This window comes from Microcystis aeruginosa LEGE 91341 (genome assembly GCF_015206885.1).
Classification (GTDB): Bacteria; Cyanobacteriota; Cyanobacteriia; order Cyanobacteriales; family Microcystaceae; genus Microcystis; species Microcystis aeruginosa_H.
Map to the genome: position 1 here is coordinate 1 of NZ_JADEXY010000099.1, position 16,965 is coordinate 16,965.

Below are 16,965 nucleotides of genomic sequence, written 5' to 3' on the forward strand. Positions count from 1 at the left end.
GAACTGGGGAAGTGGGGAAGTGGGGAACTGGGGAAGTTGTCTCATCACCCTATCACCCCAAAACCCCAAAACCCTATCACCCTATCACCCCCAAACCCTATCACCCTATCACCTCCTGTCTTTTGCCTTTTGCCACCTGCCGACCGCCTTCTCGATAATCTGAAAAAAAATGTAACGAAATGTGAAGTATAATAGCGAATGTGATAAAGACAAGACATTAGAGAGTAGATAGGAAACGATGCGAGTTGCGATCGCTGGTGCGGGACTAGCCGGATTATCTTGTGCGAAATACCTTGTCGATGCGGGACATACGCCCATCGTACTGGAACGTCGCGATGTATTAGGGGGAAAAATTGCCGCTTGGAAAGATGCCGATGGCGACTGGTACGAAACCGGTTTACACATCTTTTTCGGTGCTTATCCCAATATGCTGCAATTATTCAAAGAATTGGGCATAGAAGATCGTTTACAGTGGAAAGAACACTCGATGATCTTCAATCAGCCGGAAAAACCGGGGACCTATTCGCGGTTTGACTTCCCGGATATTCCCGCCCCAATTAACGGTATTATTGCCATTCTTCGCAATAATGATATGTTAACTTGGGAGGAAAAAATTAAATTTGGACTCGGTTTACTCCCTGCCATTATTAAAGGACAAAGTTACGTCGAGGAGATGGATAAATACTCTTGGTCGGAATGGTTAGAGAAACAAAACATCCCTCCTAGGGTAGAAAAAGAAGTGTTTATCGCTATGTCGAAAGCCCTAAACTTTATCGATCCTAACGAGATTTCCGCCACGATTCTACTAACAGCCCTCAACCGCTTTTTACAGGAGAAAAACGGCTCAAAAATGGCCTTTCTCGACGGTTCACCCACGGAAAGACTCTGCCAACCTTTAGTCGATTACATCACCGCTAGAGGTGGCGAAGTGCGCTTAAATGCCCCTTTAAAAGAGATTATCTTAAATGAAGATGGCACAGTTAAAGCCTTCTTAATGCGCGGTTTAGACGGTGGGAAAGATTATCTTTTTGAAGCCGATCTTTATGTGTCTGCGATGCCTGTAGATCCTCTAAAAGTTTTACTGCCTAAAATTTGGCAAGAAGATAAATTCTTTCAAAAATTAGAAGGATTAGAAGGGGTTCCCGTTATTAATTTACACCTCTGGTTTGATCGCAAACTAACCGACATCGATCATTTATTATTCTCCCGTTCGCCTTTACTCAGTGTTTATGCTGACATGAGCAACACCTGTAAAGAATACGCTAACCCCGATCGCTCGATGTTAGAATTAGTTCTCGCTCCTGCTCAGGATTGGATTAGCAAATCCGATGAAGAAATTATCGCTGCGACGATGAAAGAATTAGAAAAACTCTTTCCCCAACATTTTACTGGCGATAATCCCAGTCAATTGTTAAAATATCATCTGGTGAAAACTCCCCGATCAGTTTATAAAGCCACCCCCGGCCGGCAAGCTTATCGACCTTCTCAGAAAACTCCGATCGAGAATTTTTATCTCGCCGGTGACTATACCATGCAAAAATATTTAGGAAGCATGGAAGGAGCGGTTTTATCGGGGAAATTAGCGGCAGCAGTGATCAGCAAAGATCACCCCACGGCACCGCTAAACCCGAACAAAACCCAATCCACACCAGTGTCCAGCGCTCGTTAATTCTCTGGCTAGGGACTAATGACGAAAATGGCCTTGAGTGAGACAATGCTATATCATTAGCCACAGTTCGCCGTTAATCTAAGTCAATCATTCCGCCCCAGCAGAATGCTCCAATTGCCAAAACCGACCCACCCCACCAAACCCCTCGTCTCCCTTGCGGAGTCCTACGAACTCTGTCGCCGGATTACAGAGAAGTATTCCAAAACGTTTTATCTCGGTACTCTCCTGATGCCGAAGGCAAAACGTCAAGCGATCTGGGCAATTTATGTCTGGTGTCGTCGTACCGATGAACTGGTCGATGGCCCCCAAGCCCGGTTAACTACCCCTGAAACCCTTGATTTATGGGAAAAACAGCTAGAAACTGTCTTTTCTGGGGTTGCCCTTGAGGATGCCGATGTCGCTCTCGTGGATACTCTAGAAAAGTTCCCCATGGATATCCAACCCTTTCGGGATATGATCGCCGGGCAACAGATGGACCTCTATCGCAGTCGTTATCAAACCTTTGATGAACTAAAACTGTACTGCTATCGGGTGGCGGGAACGGTGGGGTTAATGTCCAGCGCGGTGTTAGGATTGGAACATGGCGATCGCTCGGCTCCTTGGCGACGCAATCAAAGCGTCTATATTCCCCAAGAAGAAGCGATCGATCTCGGTATTGCCAATCAATTAACCAATATTTTGCGGGATGTGGGGGAAGATGTCCATCGTGGGCGGATTTATCTGCCTTTAGAGGATTTAGAGCGTTTTAACTACAGCGAAGACGATTTACTCAAAGGGATTAATGATGACCGTTGGAAGGGGTTAATGCGCTTCCAAATTGAGCGGGCCCGTTATTACTATGATTCTGCCGAAAGGGGGATTCGCGCCCTTAATCCCGATTCCCGTTGGCCGGTTTGGGCGGCTTTACTGCTTTATCAAGGCATTTTAGACGTAATTGAAGCAAATAACTACGATGTCTTCGCCCGTCGTGCCTTCGTGCCTTTAGCCAAGAAAATGCTCTATTTACCCGTGGCTTGGTTGCGATCGCAAGCCTTATAAAAATGCGACGGGTTTTGTCGCTTGGCGACTCCACCCGTCGAGTCTTACTTAGGTTTGGCTTTTTCAGAGCGATTTAGGAGTCACCAACCAGAAAGGTCCGGTTTCCGTGCAGGGAACATCTCGATCGGTTTCGTAAACCACAAGACCATCTGGCCGATCCAAAACCAGGGCCTCTCCTAGACGGACGTAGGATATAAATGGGCCGAGATAGCGGACAACAGGCTCATCACTACAGGCCGGCAACACCCGATCGTTAAAATACTCGTATCCCACATCCTCGACGCTTTCATAGTAGCGGATGCTGAGATCATCGATCGCTTTCCCCGGAAAACGTTCTCGGATAGCTGACCGGAGAAATTCTGGCAGCGGTCGATCGGGCGATAATAATGTGGCAGATTTCATGGCTTTTCCCCCTAAAACTAAAGGAAGCGGGAAACTCTGACAAATGCCGCCCCGATCGGAACTATTGGCTTCCGCTCCCCACCTCGGCAATTTTTTACTAGGGATGGGAGCTGGCTCAGGGAGTCCCCTTGTATTCATTGTAACAAATTTCTCCGCAAAGGTTCGGGGCGATACGGTGAGAACAGTTTTTCTTGATTTTTCGTTACAAAGATTGACAAATTTATCCTTTTATTTTGGCGATAATAATAATTACCCAGCGACGAGCCAGAAAAAATAATGGAAACAGGGAAAGACGGACGAGGCCCGGACTAACTAACTGGCAATAATGATAGCGAGAAAAGAAGTGGTTTAGTAGTGCCGAATTCTCGTTCCCAATCATTTAGGAGGTAGGAAAGATGACAATTTATGTCACCCGCGAGGGAAATAAACTGGTGGCCGATTCCCCACTGGAATTGGTGGAAAAATTACAACAATGTCAGGGTAGAATGACGGAAACAAGACAGGAATTCATGACTCGGCTGGCTGCACAGATGGTAGCCAGCCAAGGCGTTACTGTTCCTATTACTGATCCGGAGAATTTTATCGCCGAGTTAATCCATAACGATTTTCTCAGCGTGGTGGACAGTATTGATGGCTGAAAGTCAACCAGGGAATTGGCGGCAAAACTTCGCCCCTAGGGTTCCTAACACTCAACCCCACTACCCTAGGTCAAAAAGCAAAATTTCCGAGTCTTCTAGGGATTGAATAGCCAAGGAAGTTTCCTCGCTAATTGCCGCTCCATCCCCCGCTTGTAAATGCACGCTATTTAGGTTTATTTGCCCTCTAGCCACTTGTAACCAGCCATAACGACTGGGAGCTAAGGAATGAGTCAGGGACTGGCCTAGGGGCAGAATTCCCGCGTAGAGATTAACGTCTTGATGGACTTTAACCGCATTACCAGTACCCGTGGGGGAGGCGATTAATTGTAGGGTATCGGGAGAAAATGCGATCGCTTTTTGTTCATAACTGGGTTCTAGATTTTTTTGGTCGGGAATAATCCAAATTTGTAGAAGATGGAGGGGATTAGTGGCAGAATGATTAAATTCACTGTGTTTTATCCCTGTTCCTGCGCTCATCCGTTGAATTTCACCGTGTCGAATCACGGAACCCGTGCCGAGACTGTCTTGGTGTTCTAGTTCTCCCGCCAAAACATAGGTTAAAATCTCCATATCGTGGTGTCCGTGGGTGTGAAATCCTTTCCCTCCAAGGACTTTATCCTCATTAATAACTCTGAGACTCCTAAAATTAATCTGTTGGGGATCATAATATTGGGCAAAAGAAAAAGTATGATAGGTATCTAACCAACCATAGTTAGCGTGGCCTCTTTCCTCAGCTTTGCGTATAGTAATCATCGGTTTTCCTCTTTTTTATCTCTATATTCCTAGTCTATAAAACCCACATTCCGCACTTCAAGATGTAGTATAAAAAGATTACGTTTTTTGGGAAAAAGGCGATCACCAACTAATCAAGGATTGAGTATAAATAGGGCTTGCTGAATAATGGTAAAACCCTTTTAAAATAAGGCTTTTGACCTGTTAAAGTCCGATGTTAGTGCAAGAAAATAGGATTGGGACTTTCAAAAACCTTGCATTATCCTTCTTGTAGTACATCGCTTGGTACAAAAAACAAGGGCAACAAAGCCTGAAACGACCGGCTACTGACGACCGGCTACTGACTCCTACCCCCAGGAAAAACTTTTTCAGCAGACCCTAAATACCTAAAAGGTTCGGTCAAGGTTTACTCTTGCGCTCGCCAAAACCAGAGGAGATACCGAGTATTAATACTCAGTTACCAGGAGTGGAATAGGTTTTCTCTTTCCAGGACAAGCTGCACCGGTTTATCTTCATGGGGGACTCTGGGAAAGACGTTTTCCTGTGATTAAACAATTATATGACAAGGCTCAGTTAGCCAAGGGTAAGGATAACACGGTGATGAATATTGCTCAACCGGCGATCATTACGGCTTGCCTAGCGGGGTTACAACTCTTAGAAAACTTAAATATTAAAGCAGATTTAGCTATAAAACACAGTTTATGGGAGTTATCAGCTTTATTTTGGGCAAATGCTTACGATAACATTCAATTAATTAATCTAGCTAAAATTTGCGGTCAAGCAATGGCACAACTGGGCCACCCAACAGGTAAAATAGCCAGCATTAACGCCGATGCAGAAACGGTTAAAAGTTTATTTACAAACTTATCCCTTAAATTCCCTGCAAAAAACGGTTATTTCTACCGTAACGGGCGAAAAACTGCCATTAAATACCGACTGGCGCTCGCTTTTGTTAGAACAAATCACCTCACCTGTGCGTTTCATGGATGCAGTCAAGTCAGCAGAGAAAGAGGTTGATTTATTCATTGAAGTGGGTTCCGGTTCCATATTAAGCCGTTTAGTGGCAGATATAACGGATATTCCCGTAATTTCTCTCGATAGCAGTAGTGAGTCTTTACAAGGGTTATTGAAAACAGTTGCAGTGATGTTTGTTAATGATGTCAAGGTTAACTATCAAGGGTTATTTGAAGATAGATTTAGTCGTCCCTTTAATTTAGACTATCAACCCCATTTTATTGCCAATCCATGTGAGATCAAGGCAAAAGGCAAAAGTCAACAGGCAAAAGTAGAGAATATTGATCTTTTATTACCTAATCATAGCCAAAACCTGAAACCTGAAACCTCAAACCTGAAACCTCAAATCTGAAACCTCAAAAATTGAAGTTATTCGTCAATTGGTGGCACAAAAAACAGAGTTACCCCTAGAAACCATTGAAAATCATCATCGCTTGTTGGCGCATCTGCACCTTAATTCTATCAGTGTCAGCCAATTAGTGATCGAAGCAGCGCGTCAGTTAGATTTATCTCCTCCCCATTCACCGACAGATTATGCCAATGCAACTATTCAGTATCTAGCAGCAGCTTTAGAAGAATTAGGAAAAAATAATCCCCAAATTCCTCAAGAATCAATCCCTATGGGTGAGGATTAACGTTTGAATCGGTTAAATTTAACCGTCCGATCGTGGTTTCTGCCGATGAACCCTTAAAGATACAAATTGCTACCTTAATCACCGATTTTGGAAAGGTTAAGGCCGTTATTCGCTGTGCCAATACAGGGTTTAGTATCGATCATTTTGAAGCCATCATCAGCCATTCTTCTGTGGGGGTGCCAGACTGTCGTCCATTGATTCCCCCTGTCCCCCTTAAAGAAGGAAAAAACAACCCTCAAATTAACCCAGATACGGAATTATAGCAAAGATCGGGGTGGTTAGGACAATCAATCGCTGAAACCCTTGACCGATAAGAGTTTGAAAATTGAAAGCGTCCTAAATAACCCATTTTTTGCTATATATGGTCATTTATTGTTCCATAAAGCAAAATTTCAACGAATTAAGGGTTATTCTCATCTCACAGCAACCGAATGTATTGCAGAAATTAACATTGAGCAAAAAACTGCTTGGTTTAGTCGTTATTTACCTCAATCCCTGATTTTAGGCGATGCAGGGGCAAGAGATGCCGTTATCCATGCTTTACAAGCTTGTGTTCCCCATGCCACTATTTTACCCACTGGCATAGAACGCTTAACGGTATATTCTGTCAATTTAGGCGAAAATCAGTTTGTTTCAGCCAAAGAAAGACTGCATCAAGGGGATACCTTTGTCTATGATTTTGAGGTATTGGATGACGATGGCAATCTCTTGGAAGTGTGGCAAGGATTGGAATTAAAGATGATTAAACACAGAAATCCTCAATATCCTTGGATTCCAGCCCTTTTACCCTGTTATTTAGAACGAAAGATCAAGGAGGTGATGCCTAGTGCAGATGTGGTGGGATTTATTGGGGGAAAATTCCTTTAATTTAGCGCAGGTAATTAGTCAAGAGAATCATGAGGATTTAAATATTGCAGCGACGCGCATTTGGTCTGCTAAAGAAAGTATTAAGAAAGCGGGTTTGAGTCTCGATATCCCGTTAACTTTATCGTCTTTCTCGCAACAATCAACCCCTTTATCCCCTATTTTGTGGTTATCTTCAGGAAAGGATTTAATCATCACTTTACCTGTTTCTTTCAGAGAAACTAAGACAGCTTTCATCTTGGCAATATTTGTCCAAATAGTTCCAGAAAAATCGGACTTACTTCAGACAGAACTATCAAAGGTTTTTTGATAAAAATTATCTAGTTTTACCATTTTTTAAACCACAGGAGAACTAAATAATGACCACAGTTTGACAAATTTTTAATTGAAGCAATCCTATTCAACCGATTTCAAATATCATCCGTTCTTTCGTTTATGCGATGAATGGACGCTGGCGTAAATTGGGGATGCAAATCTTTATGATAGTAACTATTGCCCGCATCTCAGAACATATTATTCAAGCTTATCAATTGTGGGGTTTAGGATAACCGAGACTGGAATGTTTAGGGTTATTAAGACTCTGGAAACCCTGGTTAATGCGCTCGGAATGGCTACACTATGGACACGCTCTTTTTATATTATTAGGGTTAGCCATTTTTCGGCTTTCTTTTCATGGAAAAGCTCGTCTTTGGTGGGATTTGGTCTTAGGATTACAATTCTATCATCATTTTGAACACGCTTTACTCTTAGGACAAGCTGTTATTGGTCAAAACTTATGGCATTCTCGTGTTCCTATTAGTATCGGACAAATTTGTTTTCCTCGGTTAGAACTGCATCTTTTCTATAACTTAATGGTTCTAATTCCCATGATGATTGCCATGTATTATCATCATTTTCCACCTATGAATGAGGGGAGATTAGTTTAAATTTCAGCCAAAGTCAAAGAAAATATTGGGAAAATGGGGGTAAATGAGTATTTACCCTATTCTTCTAGTTAATTGTGCTGAAAAGTTGTCTCTAGTTCTTAAAAAAGGCATGATTGCTCTCCTTCTCATATTATGAGAAAGAGTCATTAACTAGCTGTTGAAATTTCTCCAATCAATTAATAGTAATACTGGGAACAAAAAGACTCTCTAAGACAGACACATCCTCAATTTTGTTAATCGTTTCAATCAGGGAATTAGGAATCTCCCCAAAACGACTTTGTAAAGCCAAAATAATATGTTTTTGGTTAGTTAATTTAACTCCTGATTTAGCTCCTTCTTCGAGAGCCATTTCTTCTATGGTGCTTAAAAAAGGCATTTTGTTTTCCTCCTCGTATTGACTGAGTTTTGTTTTAAAGTTAAGTTGAAGTTGCAGGGGTAAGGTCATCATTTTATCAATGAATTTCCCTAGATTGATAATCTCAAACTTGGTTAATCCCCTTTGATATAAACCTCTGACTAAGTTCCACTTCCATTATTCACGCTCCCTTAGGTTATTAGTGGTGGCCTTAGTTTTTAGGTGTGCCATGACTATTATAGCCCAAATATTCTCACTTTGTTCTAAGTCTTCCCATTGATAATCCCATAATTTGACCATTAAAAAATCGACTCTTACTTGACTTCCCCCTAACCCATATTGATAAAAATCCGGTCGCCAAGACCTACTTTCATCCCCTAAAACAGCTAAACTAATAACGGGTTTATGGTACAAGTCAAAGGCTCGATAATTATAAATAGGGTTTGCTGAAAAAGTCATTGAAAAGTACAGGTCTCTTAATCAATGATTTCACTTAGCTACAAGCATAAGCTTTAGTTGTTGATTAATTTTTAAGTCATAACTTATCCTAATCATTGACCGAGAAAAAGTGCTGTTTTTCCATTTCAGACATAAAAAAGCCCAAAAAACCTGCCTCAACAGGTTAGAAAGATTCATGACTAAAAAAGTAATAGCAATCGCTGAAAAGGAAGTATGAGGAAGTTTAGCCATCACTTTACCTAAGCTAAATCTTCTTTTCCCCTGTCTAAATTTGCCCTCTATACAATTCCGAATCCTCTCATCATCGGTAGCTTGTTTCTTTTGTTATTTACTAACATTTTTGGCTGGTCTTCCTAATGGGGGACCACTGATTCTGATTCCCCTTTCTTTACACCAAGCTCGGTTTTCTCTGGTTCGATAAATTTTGTCCAGATGAACTGATTCTGGATCGTATCCTGTATAGTCATAATAAGCTTCTATTTGTGCTTTTAAATCTCCTGATTCATTAAAGTTATCCCAACTAATCCGGTCTAAAAATATGTAACCATCTATACAGCTTGCTGAGAATTTTGCCCCAAATTCTAAGGGTTTTCCAGCTTTTCCTCTGACTATCGGACGGATGTGGGGTTGACCCTTCGGCTTCGCTCAGGCTTCGGCCGTGAGCTCAGCCGAACGGGTCAACGTCGAGCGAAGTGGCCTCTGAGCTACGCCGAAGAGTCGAGATGTTGAGTTAAGCTGATAATTCTGTCTTCAATACTCTGTTTATTATTTTGGTACATCCAGAGTTGTTGGCGATAAACTTCTGTGACTACTAATAACAGTTTATATTCTCTTTTTTTCAAGCTTTGTAGAGAGGCTCCTTCTGCTAAAAGTTGTTGAATATGGTCGAGATTTCTTTTCAGATATTGCAGTTGTTTTTTCAGGGCTTTTCGTCTTTGTTTGACGGTAGGTTTTCTTTTTTTCGCTACTTCTAAATAACTTTTTCTGGCTAGGAGACGATAGGTTCTCGCTTTTTGAACAAGTTTTCCTTTTAAAGTTTCATAGAGAATATCAATAAATTTTTCGGTTTGTTTTCTTCCTTGATTTAACAGGTTTAAATCCGTAGGATAACTAATATCTGCGGGCGCACAACTGGCATCTAAAATTAATTTACCTCGATTTTCGGGTTGACTTTGGGTTTCGCTCTCTAACTTTTTTTCGGTGTTTTCTTCTTCTTTTATTTCTCTCGAATTTTTGACCATAAAGCGATTCACTTTATTAATTAGTTCCAGAGTGATTCTTTCTCGAAAGTGAACCAACATTGACGCTTCAAACCGGGGTTCATTGCTGTAGGCTGAAAACCCCAAGAAGTATTGTAAATAAGGATTTTCCTTGATTTGTTCTACCGTTTCTCTATCGCTTGTTCCTAATTTTTCTTTAATAATTAATGCTCCTAGTGCTGTCCTAAATGTTTTGGCGGGTGCGCCCATTTCTTCTGAAAAAAGTGATGCGTATTCCGCTTCAAATTCTGACCAGGGAATGAGGTTGGCCATAATTACCCAACGATTGTCTTGGGATAATTTCCCCTCAAAGGGCAGCTCGAAGTTTTCTGGTGGGGTTGAGGGTAACTCGCTTTTACGGTACATTAGCACTAATTAGGGTTTGCTGAATAATGGTAAAAACCTTACAGGAAAGGGCTTTTAGCTTGATTGAGAGCTTCCCAAATGCACTTAAATCTGCTAGAATAGCTCAAAACCCTTGCATCACCCTTGCATCTTCTCTAATTAGGGTTTGCTGAAAAAGCTTTTCCTGAGGGCCGGGTGTGGGGTGTGGGGTGTGGGGTTTTATCGATTTTCAGGTGGTCAATTACCTAATTTTTAGGGAAAAAGTACCTGAATTTTTCCTCCGATCACCCCAATGGCTGGCACTTTTTGAGGGGAAAAAAGTCTAAAAATCTTATCCAACAAGATTTTTGGCGTTGTCAGATCAGAATATGAAAGATGCAATGCAATCCTTGCTATCAAAGTAATTTTAGTTCCAAGCTGATTCGGATCATCTTTCAATTTGACAACGCCAGATTTTTAGATTTATTCAGCAAACCCTAATTATTAATCTTTTTTCTAGTTTAAGATGGCTTACGGTTCACCGCCACGATTGCGCCAGACTTGCCAACCGACGTAACCGAGGAGGAGAGTCGCACCAAAGGCAAAACCCCAACCACTGGGAACATTGGAGAAACCGAGGGCTAAACTGCCCACCCAGAGAGTGAGGGCGTAGATAAATAATACTGTCAGACGGTGAGAGATACCTGCTTTCAGTAAACGGTGGTGTAAATGACGTTTATCAGCCACAAAAGGGGATTTTCCGCGTTTGAGACGGGAAATAATCACCGTGGACATATCGAGGAGAGGAACCGCGAGGATGAGATAGGGTAATAGGACGGCGGTAACGGCAACAGTAGTCACAGCAGTAGTTTTCGCCAATCCAATCACCGCCACACCCGCCAGGGTAAAACCCATAAAATAGGCCCCACCATCCCCCATAAAAATTTGAGCGGGGTTAAAATTGTAACGCAGAAAACCCAAGGCCCCACCCGCTAAAGCGGCGGCGATAATAGCGGCCGCAGGTTGTCCCATCACCAAAGTTACAATTAAAATGACCACGGCAGATATACCGGAAACCCCCGCCGCTAATCCATCTAAACCGTCAATCCAGTTAATCGCATTAGCCATCCCCACTAACCAGAGGAGAGTAATCGGTAAACTTAGCCAATGAATTTGTAATAAATCGCCGAAGGGAATAGAGAGAAAATCGATCCTTACCCCAGCTTGCCAAGCTAGAAAAGCGACGCTAAACTGCATTACCAGACGATTGAGGGGCGAAAGATTAAAAAGATCATCCGCTAGACCGATGAGAAAAAAGCCCAAACCGCCTAGGGTTACGCCCCACACTTCCCATTCTCGATCGCTGTTTAAACCAGCAAACCCTCCCAACCACCAAACGATCAGGAGGGCAGTTAAAGCACCGACAAAAATCGAAACTCCCCCCAATCGAACCATAGGCCTTTCATGGACTTTTCTTTCGTTGGGTTTATCGACGTAACCGCTTTTCAGTCCGACGGTTCTGACGAGGGGCGTACTCCAAAGTACCACGGTATGGGCGATCAGAAAAGCAATTAGATAGTATAAATCTCCGGACATGGGAATTGGGGGGCGATTTAATTCACAATTGGCCACTGACAGGCAATCGCCAATTATGAATTTTTATTATCTCTCTTTTTAGGCCAAGGCGGGGACGGAAATATGGAGATGGGGATAGAGGGGGAAGCTTTCACAGAGTTTGGCTACCCGTTGACGGCAAGCAGTTCTCAGGGCTTCATCACCGGGATTAAGGAGAATATCGGCGATAATGTTGCCAATCTCGATAAATTCCGTTTCTCCTAGTCCTCTGGTGGTCATAGCCGGGGAACCCAAGCGCAGACCACTGGTAACAAAAGGAGACTCAGGATCGAAGGGAACAGTGTTTTTATTAGCGGTAATATTAATGGTACTCACTAAGCGATCGGCCTCTTTTCCAGTCATGCCCACGGATCTTAAATCGAGTAACATCAAGTGATTATCCGTACCATCAGTGACAATTTTAATCCCTCTAGCCTTCAACTGACCGGCCAAAGCTTGGGCATTAGCGATTACTTGGCCCGAATAGATTTTAAACTCCGGTTTCAGGGCCTCCCCAAAAGCCACCGCTTTCGCTGCAATCACGTGTTCTAGGGGACCGCCTTGGGTACCGGGGAAGACGGATTTATCGAATTTTTTGCCTAATTCCTCGTCTTTGGTCATAATTAACCCCCCCCTAGGACCGCGCAGGGTTTTGTGAGTGGTGGTAGTGACCACATCACAGTGGGGTAGGGGGTTAGGATGATGACCAGTGGCCACTAAACCGGCAATATGGGCGATATCTGCCATCAAGTAGGCCCCCACTTCGTCAGCGATGGCGCGGAATTTCTCGAAATCAATCTGTCGCGAGTAGGCAGAATAACCGCAGATAATTAGTTTGGGTTTTTCCTTGCGGGCGATGTCAAGGATGAGATTGTAGTCCAGGCGTTCGCTGTCGGGACTTACTCCATACTGTACTACTCGGAACCATTTCCCAGAAACGTTAACGGGGGAACCGTGGGTAAGATGACCACCGTGGGAGAGATCCATGCCCATAATCGTATCGCTGGGCTGCAAGAGGGTCAGAAAAACGGCGAAATTAGCTTGGGCCCCGGAGTGGGGTTGTACGTTAGCGTGGTTTGCCCCAAATAGTCTTTTAACCCGATCGATCGCTAATTGTTCCGCTTCGTCAATGTATTCGCAACCGCCATAGTAGCGTTTTTTGGGCAGTCCTTCCGCGTATTTGTTGGTTAAAACCGAACCTTGGGCGGCCATGACGGCAGCGGAGGTGAAGTTTTCACTAGCGATTAATTCTAGGTGATCTCTTTGACGTTGCAGTTCTTTTTGCAGAATCCCTGCGATCGCTGGATCCGTCAGGGATAGTATATCTAAGTTGGTATCAGTCACGGTTACTCGATCCTTTCTTTAACAATTTACCTGTAATCCTTGGGTCACTTTCTCCATTTTGGCACAATCTCTAATCTTCCGACACACCGGTGAGCTTAATTGCTTCTCTTCGGGATCGATCGTCAATTGTCAACTGTTAGCGGTAAAATCTTCATTTTTAGTCAATAGATAATAGTAATATTAACCAGTAGAATCCTTCCCGGTGGGGATTGAGTAATAAAATCGGAAGTAATACTAAATCTGGTTATTAAAGACTGATTATTTATTCCCCTTTTTGCATGAGTGCATGAGTAGAAAACGGGTTTCTCGGAGAAACCCGTTTTCTGTGCGTTACTCAACGGATTTAGTATAATGCCCAATTTTAACGGTGATTTTCCCTTTGAAAATAACAGCTTAGTAGAAGTTCTACAAAAAGTTGACAAATTTAAAAAATAGGGTGGATTACCTTCAAGATAACCACCCAAAAACTACCATTAATTATCTGTAGTCAACCGGTATTTCGCATCCCTGCGGCAATACCATTAATCGTCATTAAAGCGCCCCTTAATAACTCCTCTTTAGAATAGCGGAAATGAATCACACCGGATTGAGCTTGACTATTGTATTGACGTAAACGCTTCAGGAGAGACACCTGTAGGAAACCGAGGGGAACGATCGAACCGTTGCGTAACTGCACCGAGCGCTGTAAACTCGGATCATTATCTAATAAATGTTTCTCGCCAGTGATCTGGAGAACAATCTCGCTAGTGCGATTATATTCCTCTTTAATCCTTTCAAACAGACGTTGAAAACGTTCTCGATCTTCCTGTTTAGAAAGTTCACTGACGTAGTGATAGGCCATCTGTAGATCCACCTTTGATAGAGTCATTTCTGCCTTAGAAATCACCATCTGGAAGAAAGGCCACTTGTGATAAAAATGGCGTAACAATTCCAAATTTCGGTTAGGAGAATCATCGAGAAACATCTGTAAAGCTGTCCCTAAACCATACCAAGCTGGTAAAAGAAAACGGGTTTGCGTCCAACTAAATACCCAGGGAATTGCCCGCAGGGTACTTAAATCCTGTTGACCACTTTTCCGGCGGGCCGGTCGGGAACTAATCTGTAAAAGACTAATTTCAGGAATGGGAGTCACGGACAGAAAGAAATCTAAAAAGTCCGGTTCTTCATAAATCAAACTGCGATAGGTTTGCCGTGAACGGGTGGCCAACTCCTCCATGATGCGATTCCAGGGTTCAAGATCATCAAAACCACTGCCCAGTAAACTTGCCTGTATAACTGCCGTTACGGCCGTTTCGAGGTTATACAAGGCCAATTCTGGTAAAGAGTATTTCGAGGCTAAAACCTCGCCCTGTTCGGTGATTTTAATGCGACCGTTAATAGTTCCCCGGGGTTGGGCGAGGATAGCGGCGTAGGCCGGTCCACCACCGCGACCGACGGAACCGCCCCGGCCATGAAAAAGACGTAGATCCACGCCGTATTGTTTAGCGGTTTTCTGTAAAGCCTTCTGGGCCTTATGAATTTCCCAATTACTGCTTAAAAAGCCGGAATCTTTATTACTATCGGAGTAACCCACCATAATCTCCTGTAAATTACCCGGTTCGAGGATGGCCGGTTCCGGGGTCACTTCCTCCCCGTTTAAAGCCCCTAAATGGTCGTAACCGCCGGCTAGGGCTGCCCGGTAGAGGGGCAATTCAAACAAAGTCTGCATGATGCCGGGGGCGTGTTTGAGGTCATCGACGGTTTCAAAGAGGGGAACGATGCGGAGGGAACTGCGGCTAGTGGCGGGGTCGTATAAACCGGCTTCTTGGGCTAATAATAGCACTTCTAGCACATCGCTGGCCTCGTTGGTCATGCTGATAATATAGGTTTGGCAGATTTCCAGGCCAAATTCCCCTTGCAGACTTCTTAAAACTCGCAGGGTTTCAATGGTTTCGCAGGTTCTTTCCGAAAAGGGCATTTCCCGGGGAATTAAGGGCCGACGGGTTTTTAATTCCGCCACTAACCAGGCGATTTTTTCTGATTCGCTTAATTTGCCGTAGGGTTTGGGTAAAACTCCGAGATAGGCGGCGATTTCTTCGATACATTCGGCGTGACGGGTGGATTCCTGCCGAAAATCTAACTGAGTCAGGACAAAGCCAAAAATCTCCACTTGGGCGATCAGTTGATCCAGTTCTTGACAGGAAAGACCTGTTTGCAAGAGACTGCGCTGTAATAGCTGTAATTCGGCTAAAAACTCGGAACCAGAGCGATAGATGTTGGTTTCGTTGAGTTTAGTTAGTAATTGTCGTTCTTCCGGGTCATTAAGGCGATTATTGCGATCGCGCGTATTTTCCAGACGTTTTTGAATAAAGGCCAATTTGAGGCGATAGGGTTCCTGACGGTAGCGGATGGCTAACTGGCTATAGATTTCGGGCATTTGCTGTTTATCTCTGTCCAGGGAGTCCAGCAACTCCGGCAAGACGTGACACCAGTGCAGGGAGGCGCTTAAAATACTGGTCAGGTCGTGAATAGCATCGAGATATTTTTTAATAACCAGATTGCGCTGATAACAGCAGGTTTTCCAGGTGACTTCGGGGGTAACGGAGGGATTGCCATCCCGATCCCCCCCAACCCAAGAACCAAAGCGACAGAAGTTATTTTTCGGCGCTTGTAAACGGGGAAAGGAGGATTGTAGGCTTTGCTGCAGACGCAGGGTTAACTGGGGTAGGGAATCGAAGAGAACTTCATCGAAGTAGTGCAGGGCATAATCCACCTCATCGACGACGGTGGGTTTAAATTGATGTAGTTCATCTGTTCGCCACCAAAAACGAATTTCTTCTTTTAACTGTTTGGTGACTGTTTGTGCTTCTCTGGAGTTAGTTAACCCCATACTGCGAAAGATTTCTTCTGCTTGGTCGAGTTTTTCGAGAATGCCCGAGATGCGGCGCTGTTTGATGCGAATGGTATGACGGACAATTTCCGTGGGGTGGGCCGTAAAAACCAGACGAATATCTAATTGATCGAGAAGACGCTGAATTTCTTGGGGGGGGACGTTAACCTGTTTGAGATAGGGAAATAACCAGTGAAATAGTCCCGATTTTGGACTGGAGTGATCGGACTCGTTCAGGGTTTTTTCTAGCCAATCGGCCCCGACAATGGTGGCTAAAAGGCTTTTCTGCGGTGGATCTGTCTTGGGACTTTCGTTTTCTTCCCCGATCACCGTCCGTCGCAGTAGTTGCTGATCTCTTTGTTCGTAGTGTTGTTCAATAATATTGATTAACTGGAAATAGAGGGCAAAAGCGCGGGTAACTTTGATCGCTTCCCCTAGTTCCAAGTCTTCGATCATTTTGGCGATCGTTGCCTCCGCACTATCATCGGTCACTTGTCCTTCCTCAGAACAGAGATGGCGCAGTAATTCCAGTAAATCGACTAATTCTTGACCACATTCGGAGACCAAGACTTCTTTCCATAAATCTTCGATTAATTTCAGTCTTTGCTGCAGAAACAGGTTGGAAGTGGGGAAAATATCCTGTTCGGTTTCGGTCGAGGAGACAAGGACGCTCATAATTTCAGTAAAAAGTGAAAAGGAGATGGGAGTCAGGAGTCAGGAGTCAGGAGTTAGGAGTCAGGAGTCAGGCGTCAGGAGTCAGGAGTCAGGAGTCAGGAGTCAGGAGTCAGGAGTCAGGAGATTATTTTATTTATTCTCCCTACAC

General features: G+C 43.6%; 17 protein-coding genes and 1 pseudogene. 10 read left to right on the plus strand and 8 right to left on the minus strand.

Annotated features, from left to right (window positions below):
- The first annotated feature begins 238 nt into the window (after window positions 1-238).
- Both pds and crtB read left to right on the plus strand, forming a co-directional pair.
- A complete protein-coding gene (gene pds / locus IQ234_RS14755; protein WP_193957636.1) occupies window positions 239-1,669 on the plus strand; it encodes a 15-cis-phytoene desaturase in 1,431 nt (476 codons plus the stop codon).
- A 105-nt stretch (window positions 1,670-1,774) separates the two neighbouring features.
- A complete protein-coding gene (crtB, locus tag IQ234_RS14760; protein ID WP_193957637.1) occupies window positions 1,775-2,707 on the plus strand; it encodes a 15-cis-phytoene synthase CrtB in 933 nt (310 codons plus the stop codon).
- Between the two features lie 63 nt (window positions 2,708-2,770).
- Here crtB and IQ234_RS14765 read toward each other — a convergent pair whose 3' ends face one another.
- On the minus strand, window positions 2,771-3,247 hold the full coding sequence (locus IQ234_RS14765; RefSeq protein WP_193957638.1) for a hypothetical protein: 477 nt from the start codon (window positions 3,245-3,247) through the stop codon (window positions 2,771-2,773).
- A 257-nt stretch (window positions 3,248-3,504) separates the two neighbouring features.
- Here IQ234_RS14765 and IQ234_RS14770 point away from each other — a divergent pair, with 257 nt between their 5' ends.
- Window positions 3,505-3,747 (plus strand): hypothetical protein, encoded by a 243-nt coding sequence (locus tag IQ234_RS14770; protein ID WP_110579164.1) that lies wholly within the window; start codon window positions 3,505-3,507, stop codon window positions 3,745-3,747.
- Window positions 3,748-3,807: 60 nt separating this feature from the next.
- On the opposite strand, the gene IQ234_RS14775 is transcribed toward IQ234_RS14770, so the two are convergent.
- Window positions 3,808-4,500: a pirin family protein gene (locus IQ234_RS14775; RefSeq protein WP_193957639.1), complete on the minus strand. Its 693-nt coding sequence runs from the start codon at window positions 4,498-4,500 to the stop codon at window positions 3,808-3,810.
- A 522-nt stretch (window positions 4,501-5,022) separates the two neighbouring features.
- Here IQ234_RS14775 and IQ234_RS21240 point away from each other — a divergent pair.
- The 7 genes from IQ234_RS21240 (at window position 5,023) to IQ234_RS21270 (ending at window position 7,918) form a co-directional block, all read left to right on the plus strand.
- Window positions 5,023-5,496 carry a hypothetical protein gene (locus IQ234_RS21240; RefSeq protein WP_228008556.1) on the plus strand — a complete coding sequence of 158 codons (474 nt, stop codon included), beginning with the start codon at window positions 5,023-5,025 and terminating at the stop codon, window positions 5,494-5,496.
- Window positions 5,462-5,845 (plus strand): hypothetical protein, encoded by a 384-nt coding sequence (locus IQ234_RS21245; RefSeq protein ID WP_228008557.1) that lies wholly within the window; start codon window positions 5,462-5,464, stop codon window positions 5,843-5,845. Before IQ234_RS21240 ends, IQ234_RS21245 begins: the two co-directional genes overlap by 35 nt.
- Before the next feature lie 31 nt (window positions 5,846-5,876).
- Window positions 5,877-6,128 carry a hypothetical protein gene (locus IQ234_RS21250; RefSeq protein ID WP_322743462.1) on the plus strand — a complete coding sequence of 84 codons (252 nt, stop codon included), beginning with the start codon at window positions 5,877-5,879 and terminating at the stop codon, window positions 6,126-6,128.
- Window positions 6,129-6,160: 32 nt separating this feature from the next.
- Window positions 6,161-6,391 (plus strand): hypothetical protein, encoded by a 231-nt coding sequence (locus tag IQ234_RS21255; protein WP_228008559.1) that lies wholly within the window; start codon window positions 6,161-6,163, stop codon window positions 6,389-6,391.
- 55 nt (window positions 6,392-6,446) lie between these two features.
- Window positions 6,447-6,995 (plus strand): polyketide synthase dehydratase domain-containing protein, encoded by a 549-nt coding sequence (locus IQ234_RS21260; protein WP_228008560.1) that lies wholly within the window; start codon window positions 6,447-6,449, stop codon window positions 6,993-6,995.
- A complete protein-coding gene (locus IQ234_RS21265) occupies window positions 6,961-7,302 on the plus strand; it encodes a hypothetical protein (protein ID WP_228008561.1) in 342 nt (113 codons plus the stop codon). Before IQ234_RS21260 ends, IQ234_RS21265 begins: the two co-directional genes overlap by 35 nt.
- Before the next feature lie 286 nt (window positions 7,303-7,588).
- Entirely contained in the window at window positions 7,589-7,918 is a 330-nt protein-coding gene (locus tag IQ234_RS21270; RefSeq protein WP_228008562.1) for a hypothetical protein, read from the plus strand.
- 172 nt (window positions 7,919-8,090) lie between these two features.
- Here the strand turns inward: IQ234_RS21270 and IQ234_RS21275 are convergent, their stop codons facing one another.
- From IQ234_RS21275 to ppc, 6 genes and pseudogenes are all read right to left on the minus strand, one after another.
- A complete protein-coding gene (locus IQ234_RS21275; RefSeq protein WP_228008563.1) occupies window positions 8,091-8,366 on the minus strand; it encodes a hypothetical protein in 276 nt (91 codons plus the stop codon).
- 84 nt (window positions 8,367-8,450) lie between these two features.
- A complete protein-coding gene (locus tag IQ234_RS21280; protein ID WP_228008564.1) occupies window positions 8,451-8,732 on the minus strand; it encodes a hypothetical protein in 282 nt (93 codons plus the stop codon).
- Window positions 8,733-8,762: 30 nt separating this feature from the next.
- A pseudogene (locus IQ234_RS14795) lies at window positions 8,763-10,357 on the minus strand (IS5 family transposase).
- A 489-nt stretch (window positions 10,358-10,846) separates the two neighbouring features.
- Window positions 10,847-11,911 carry a glycosyltransferase family 4 protein gene (locus tag IQ234_RS14800; RefSeq protein ID WP_185241199.1) on the minus strand — a complete coding sequence of 355 codons (1,065 nt, stop codon included), beginning with the start codon at window positions 11,909-11,911 and terminating at the stop codon, window positions 10,847-10,849.
- Between the two features lie 78 nt (window positions 11,912-11,989).
- Window positions 11,990-13,273: a serine hydroxymethyltransferase gene (glyA, locus tag IQ234_RS14805; protein ID WP_193957640.1), complete on the minus strand. Its 1,284-nt coding sequence runs from the start codon at window positions 13,271-13,273 to the stop codon at window positions 11,990-11,992.
- A 487-nt stretch (window positions 13,274-13,760) separates the two neighbouring features.
- On the minus strand, window positions 13,761-16,817 hold the full coding sequence (ppc, locus tag IQ234_RS14810; RefSeq protein WP_193957641.1) for a phosphoenolpyruvate carboxylase: 3,057 nt from the start codon (window positions 16,815-16,817) through the stop codon (window positions 13,761-13,763).
- Window positions 16,818-16,965: the final 148 nt, after the last annotated feature.

Excerpts from the sequence above, each read along its gene's own strand:
- ppc (WP_193957641.1), bottom strand. The coding sequence starts at position 16,817 with ATGAGCGTCCTTGTCTCCTCGACCGAAACCGAACAGGATATTTTCCCC.
- IQ234_RS21270 (WP_228008562.1), top strand. The coding sequence starts at position 7,589 with ATGCGCTCGGAATGGCTACACTATGGACACGCTCTTTTTATATTATTA.
- IQ234_RS21265 (WP_228008561.1), top strand. The coding sequence starts at position 6,961 with ATGTGGTGGGATTTATTGGGGGAAAATTCCTTTAATTTAGCGCAGGTA.
- pds (WP_193957636.1), top strand. The coding sequence starts at position 239 with ATGCGAGTTGCGATCGCTGGTGCGGGACTAGCCGGATTATCTTGTGCG.
- crtB (WP_193957637.1), top strand. The coding sequence starts at position 1,775 with ATGCTCCAATTGCCAAAACCGACCCACCCCACCAAACCCCTCGTCTCC.
- IQ234_RS14800 (WP_185241199.1), bottom strand. The coding sequence starts at position 11,911 with ATGTCCGGAGATTTATACTATCTAATTGCTTTTCTGATCGCCCATACC.
- IQ234_RS21245 (WP_228008557.1), top strand. The coding sequence starts at position 5,462 with ATGGATGCAGTCAAGTCAGCAGAGAAAGAGGTTGATTTATTCATTGAA.
- IQ234_RS14765 (WP_193957638.1), bottom strand. The coding sequence starts at position 3,247 with ATGAATACAAGGGGACTCCCTGAGCCAGCTCCCATCCCTAGTAAAAAA.
- IQ234_RS21275 (WP_228008563.1), bottom strand. The coding sequence starts at position 8,366 with ATGATGACCTTACCCCTGCAACTTCAACTTAACTTTAAAACAAAACTC.
- IQ234_RS14775 (WP_193957639.1), bottom strand. The coding sequence starts at position 4,500 with ATGATTACTATACGCAAAGCTGAGGAAAGAGGCCACGCTAACTATGGT.
- IQ234_RS14770 (WP_110579164.1), top strand. The coding sequence starts at position 3,505 with ATGACAATTTATGTCACCCGCGAGGGAAATAAACTGGTGGCCGATTCC.
- IQ234_RS21280 (WP_228008564.1), bottom strand. The coding sequence starts at position 8,732 with ATGACTTTTTCAGCAAACCCTATTTATAATTATCGAGCCTTTGACTTG.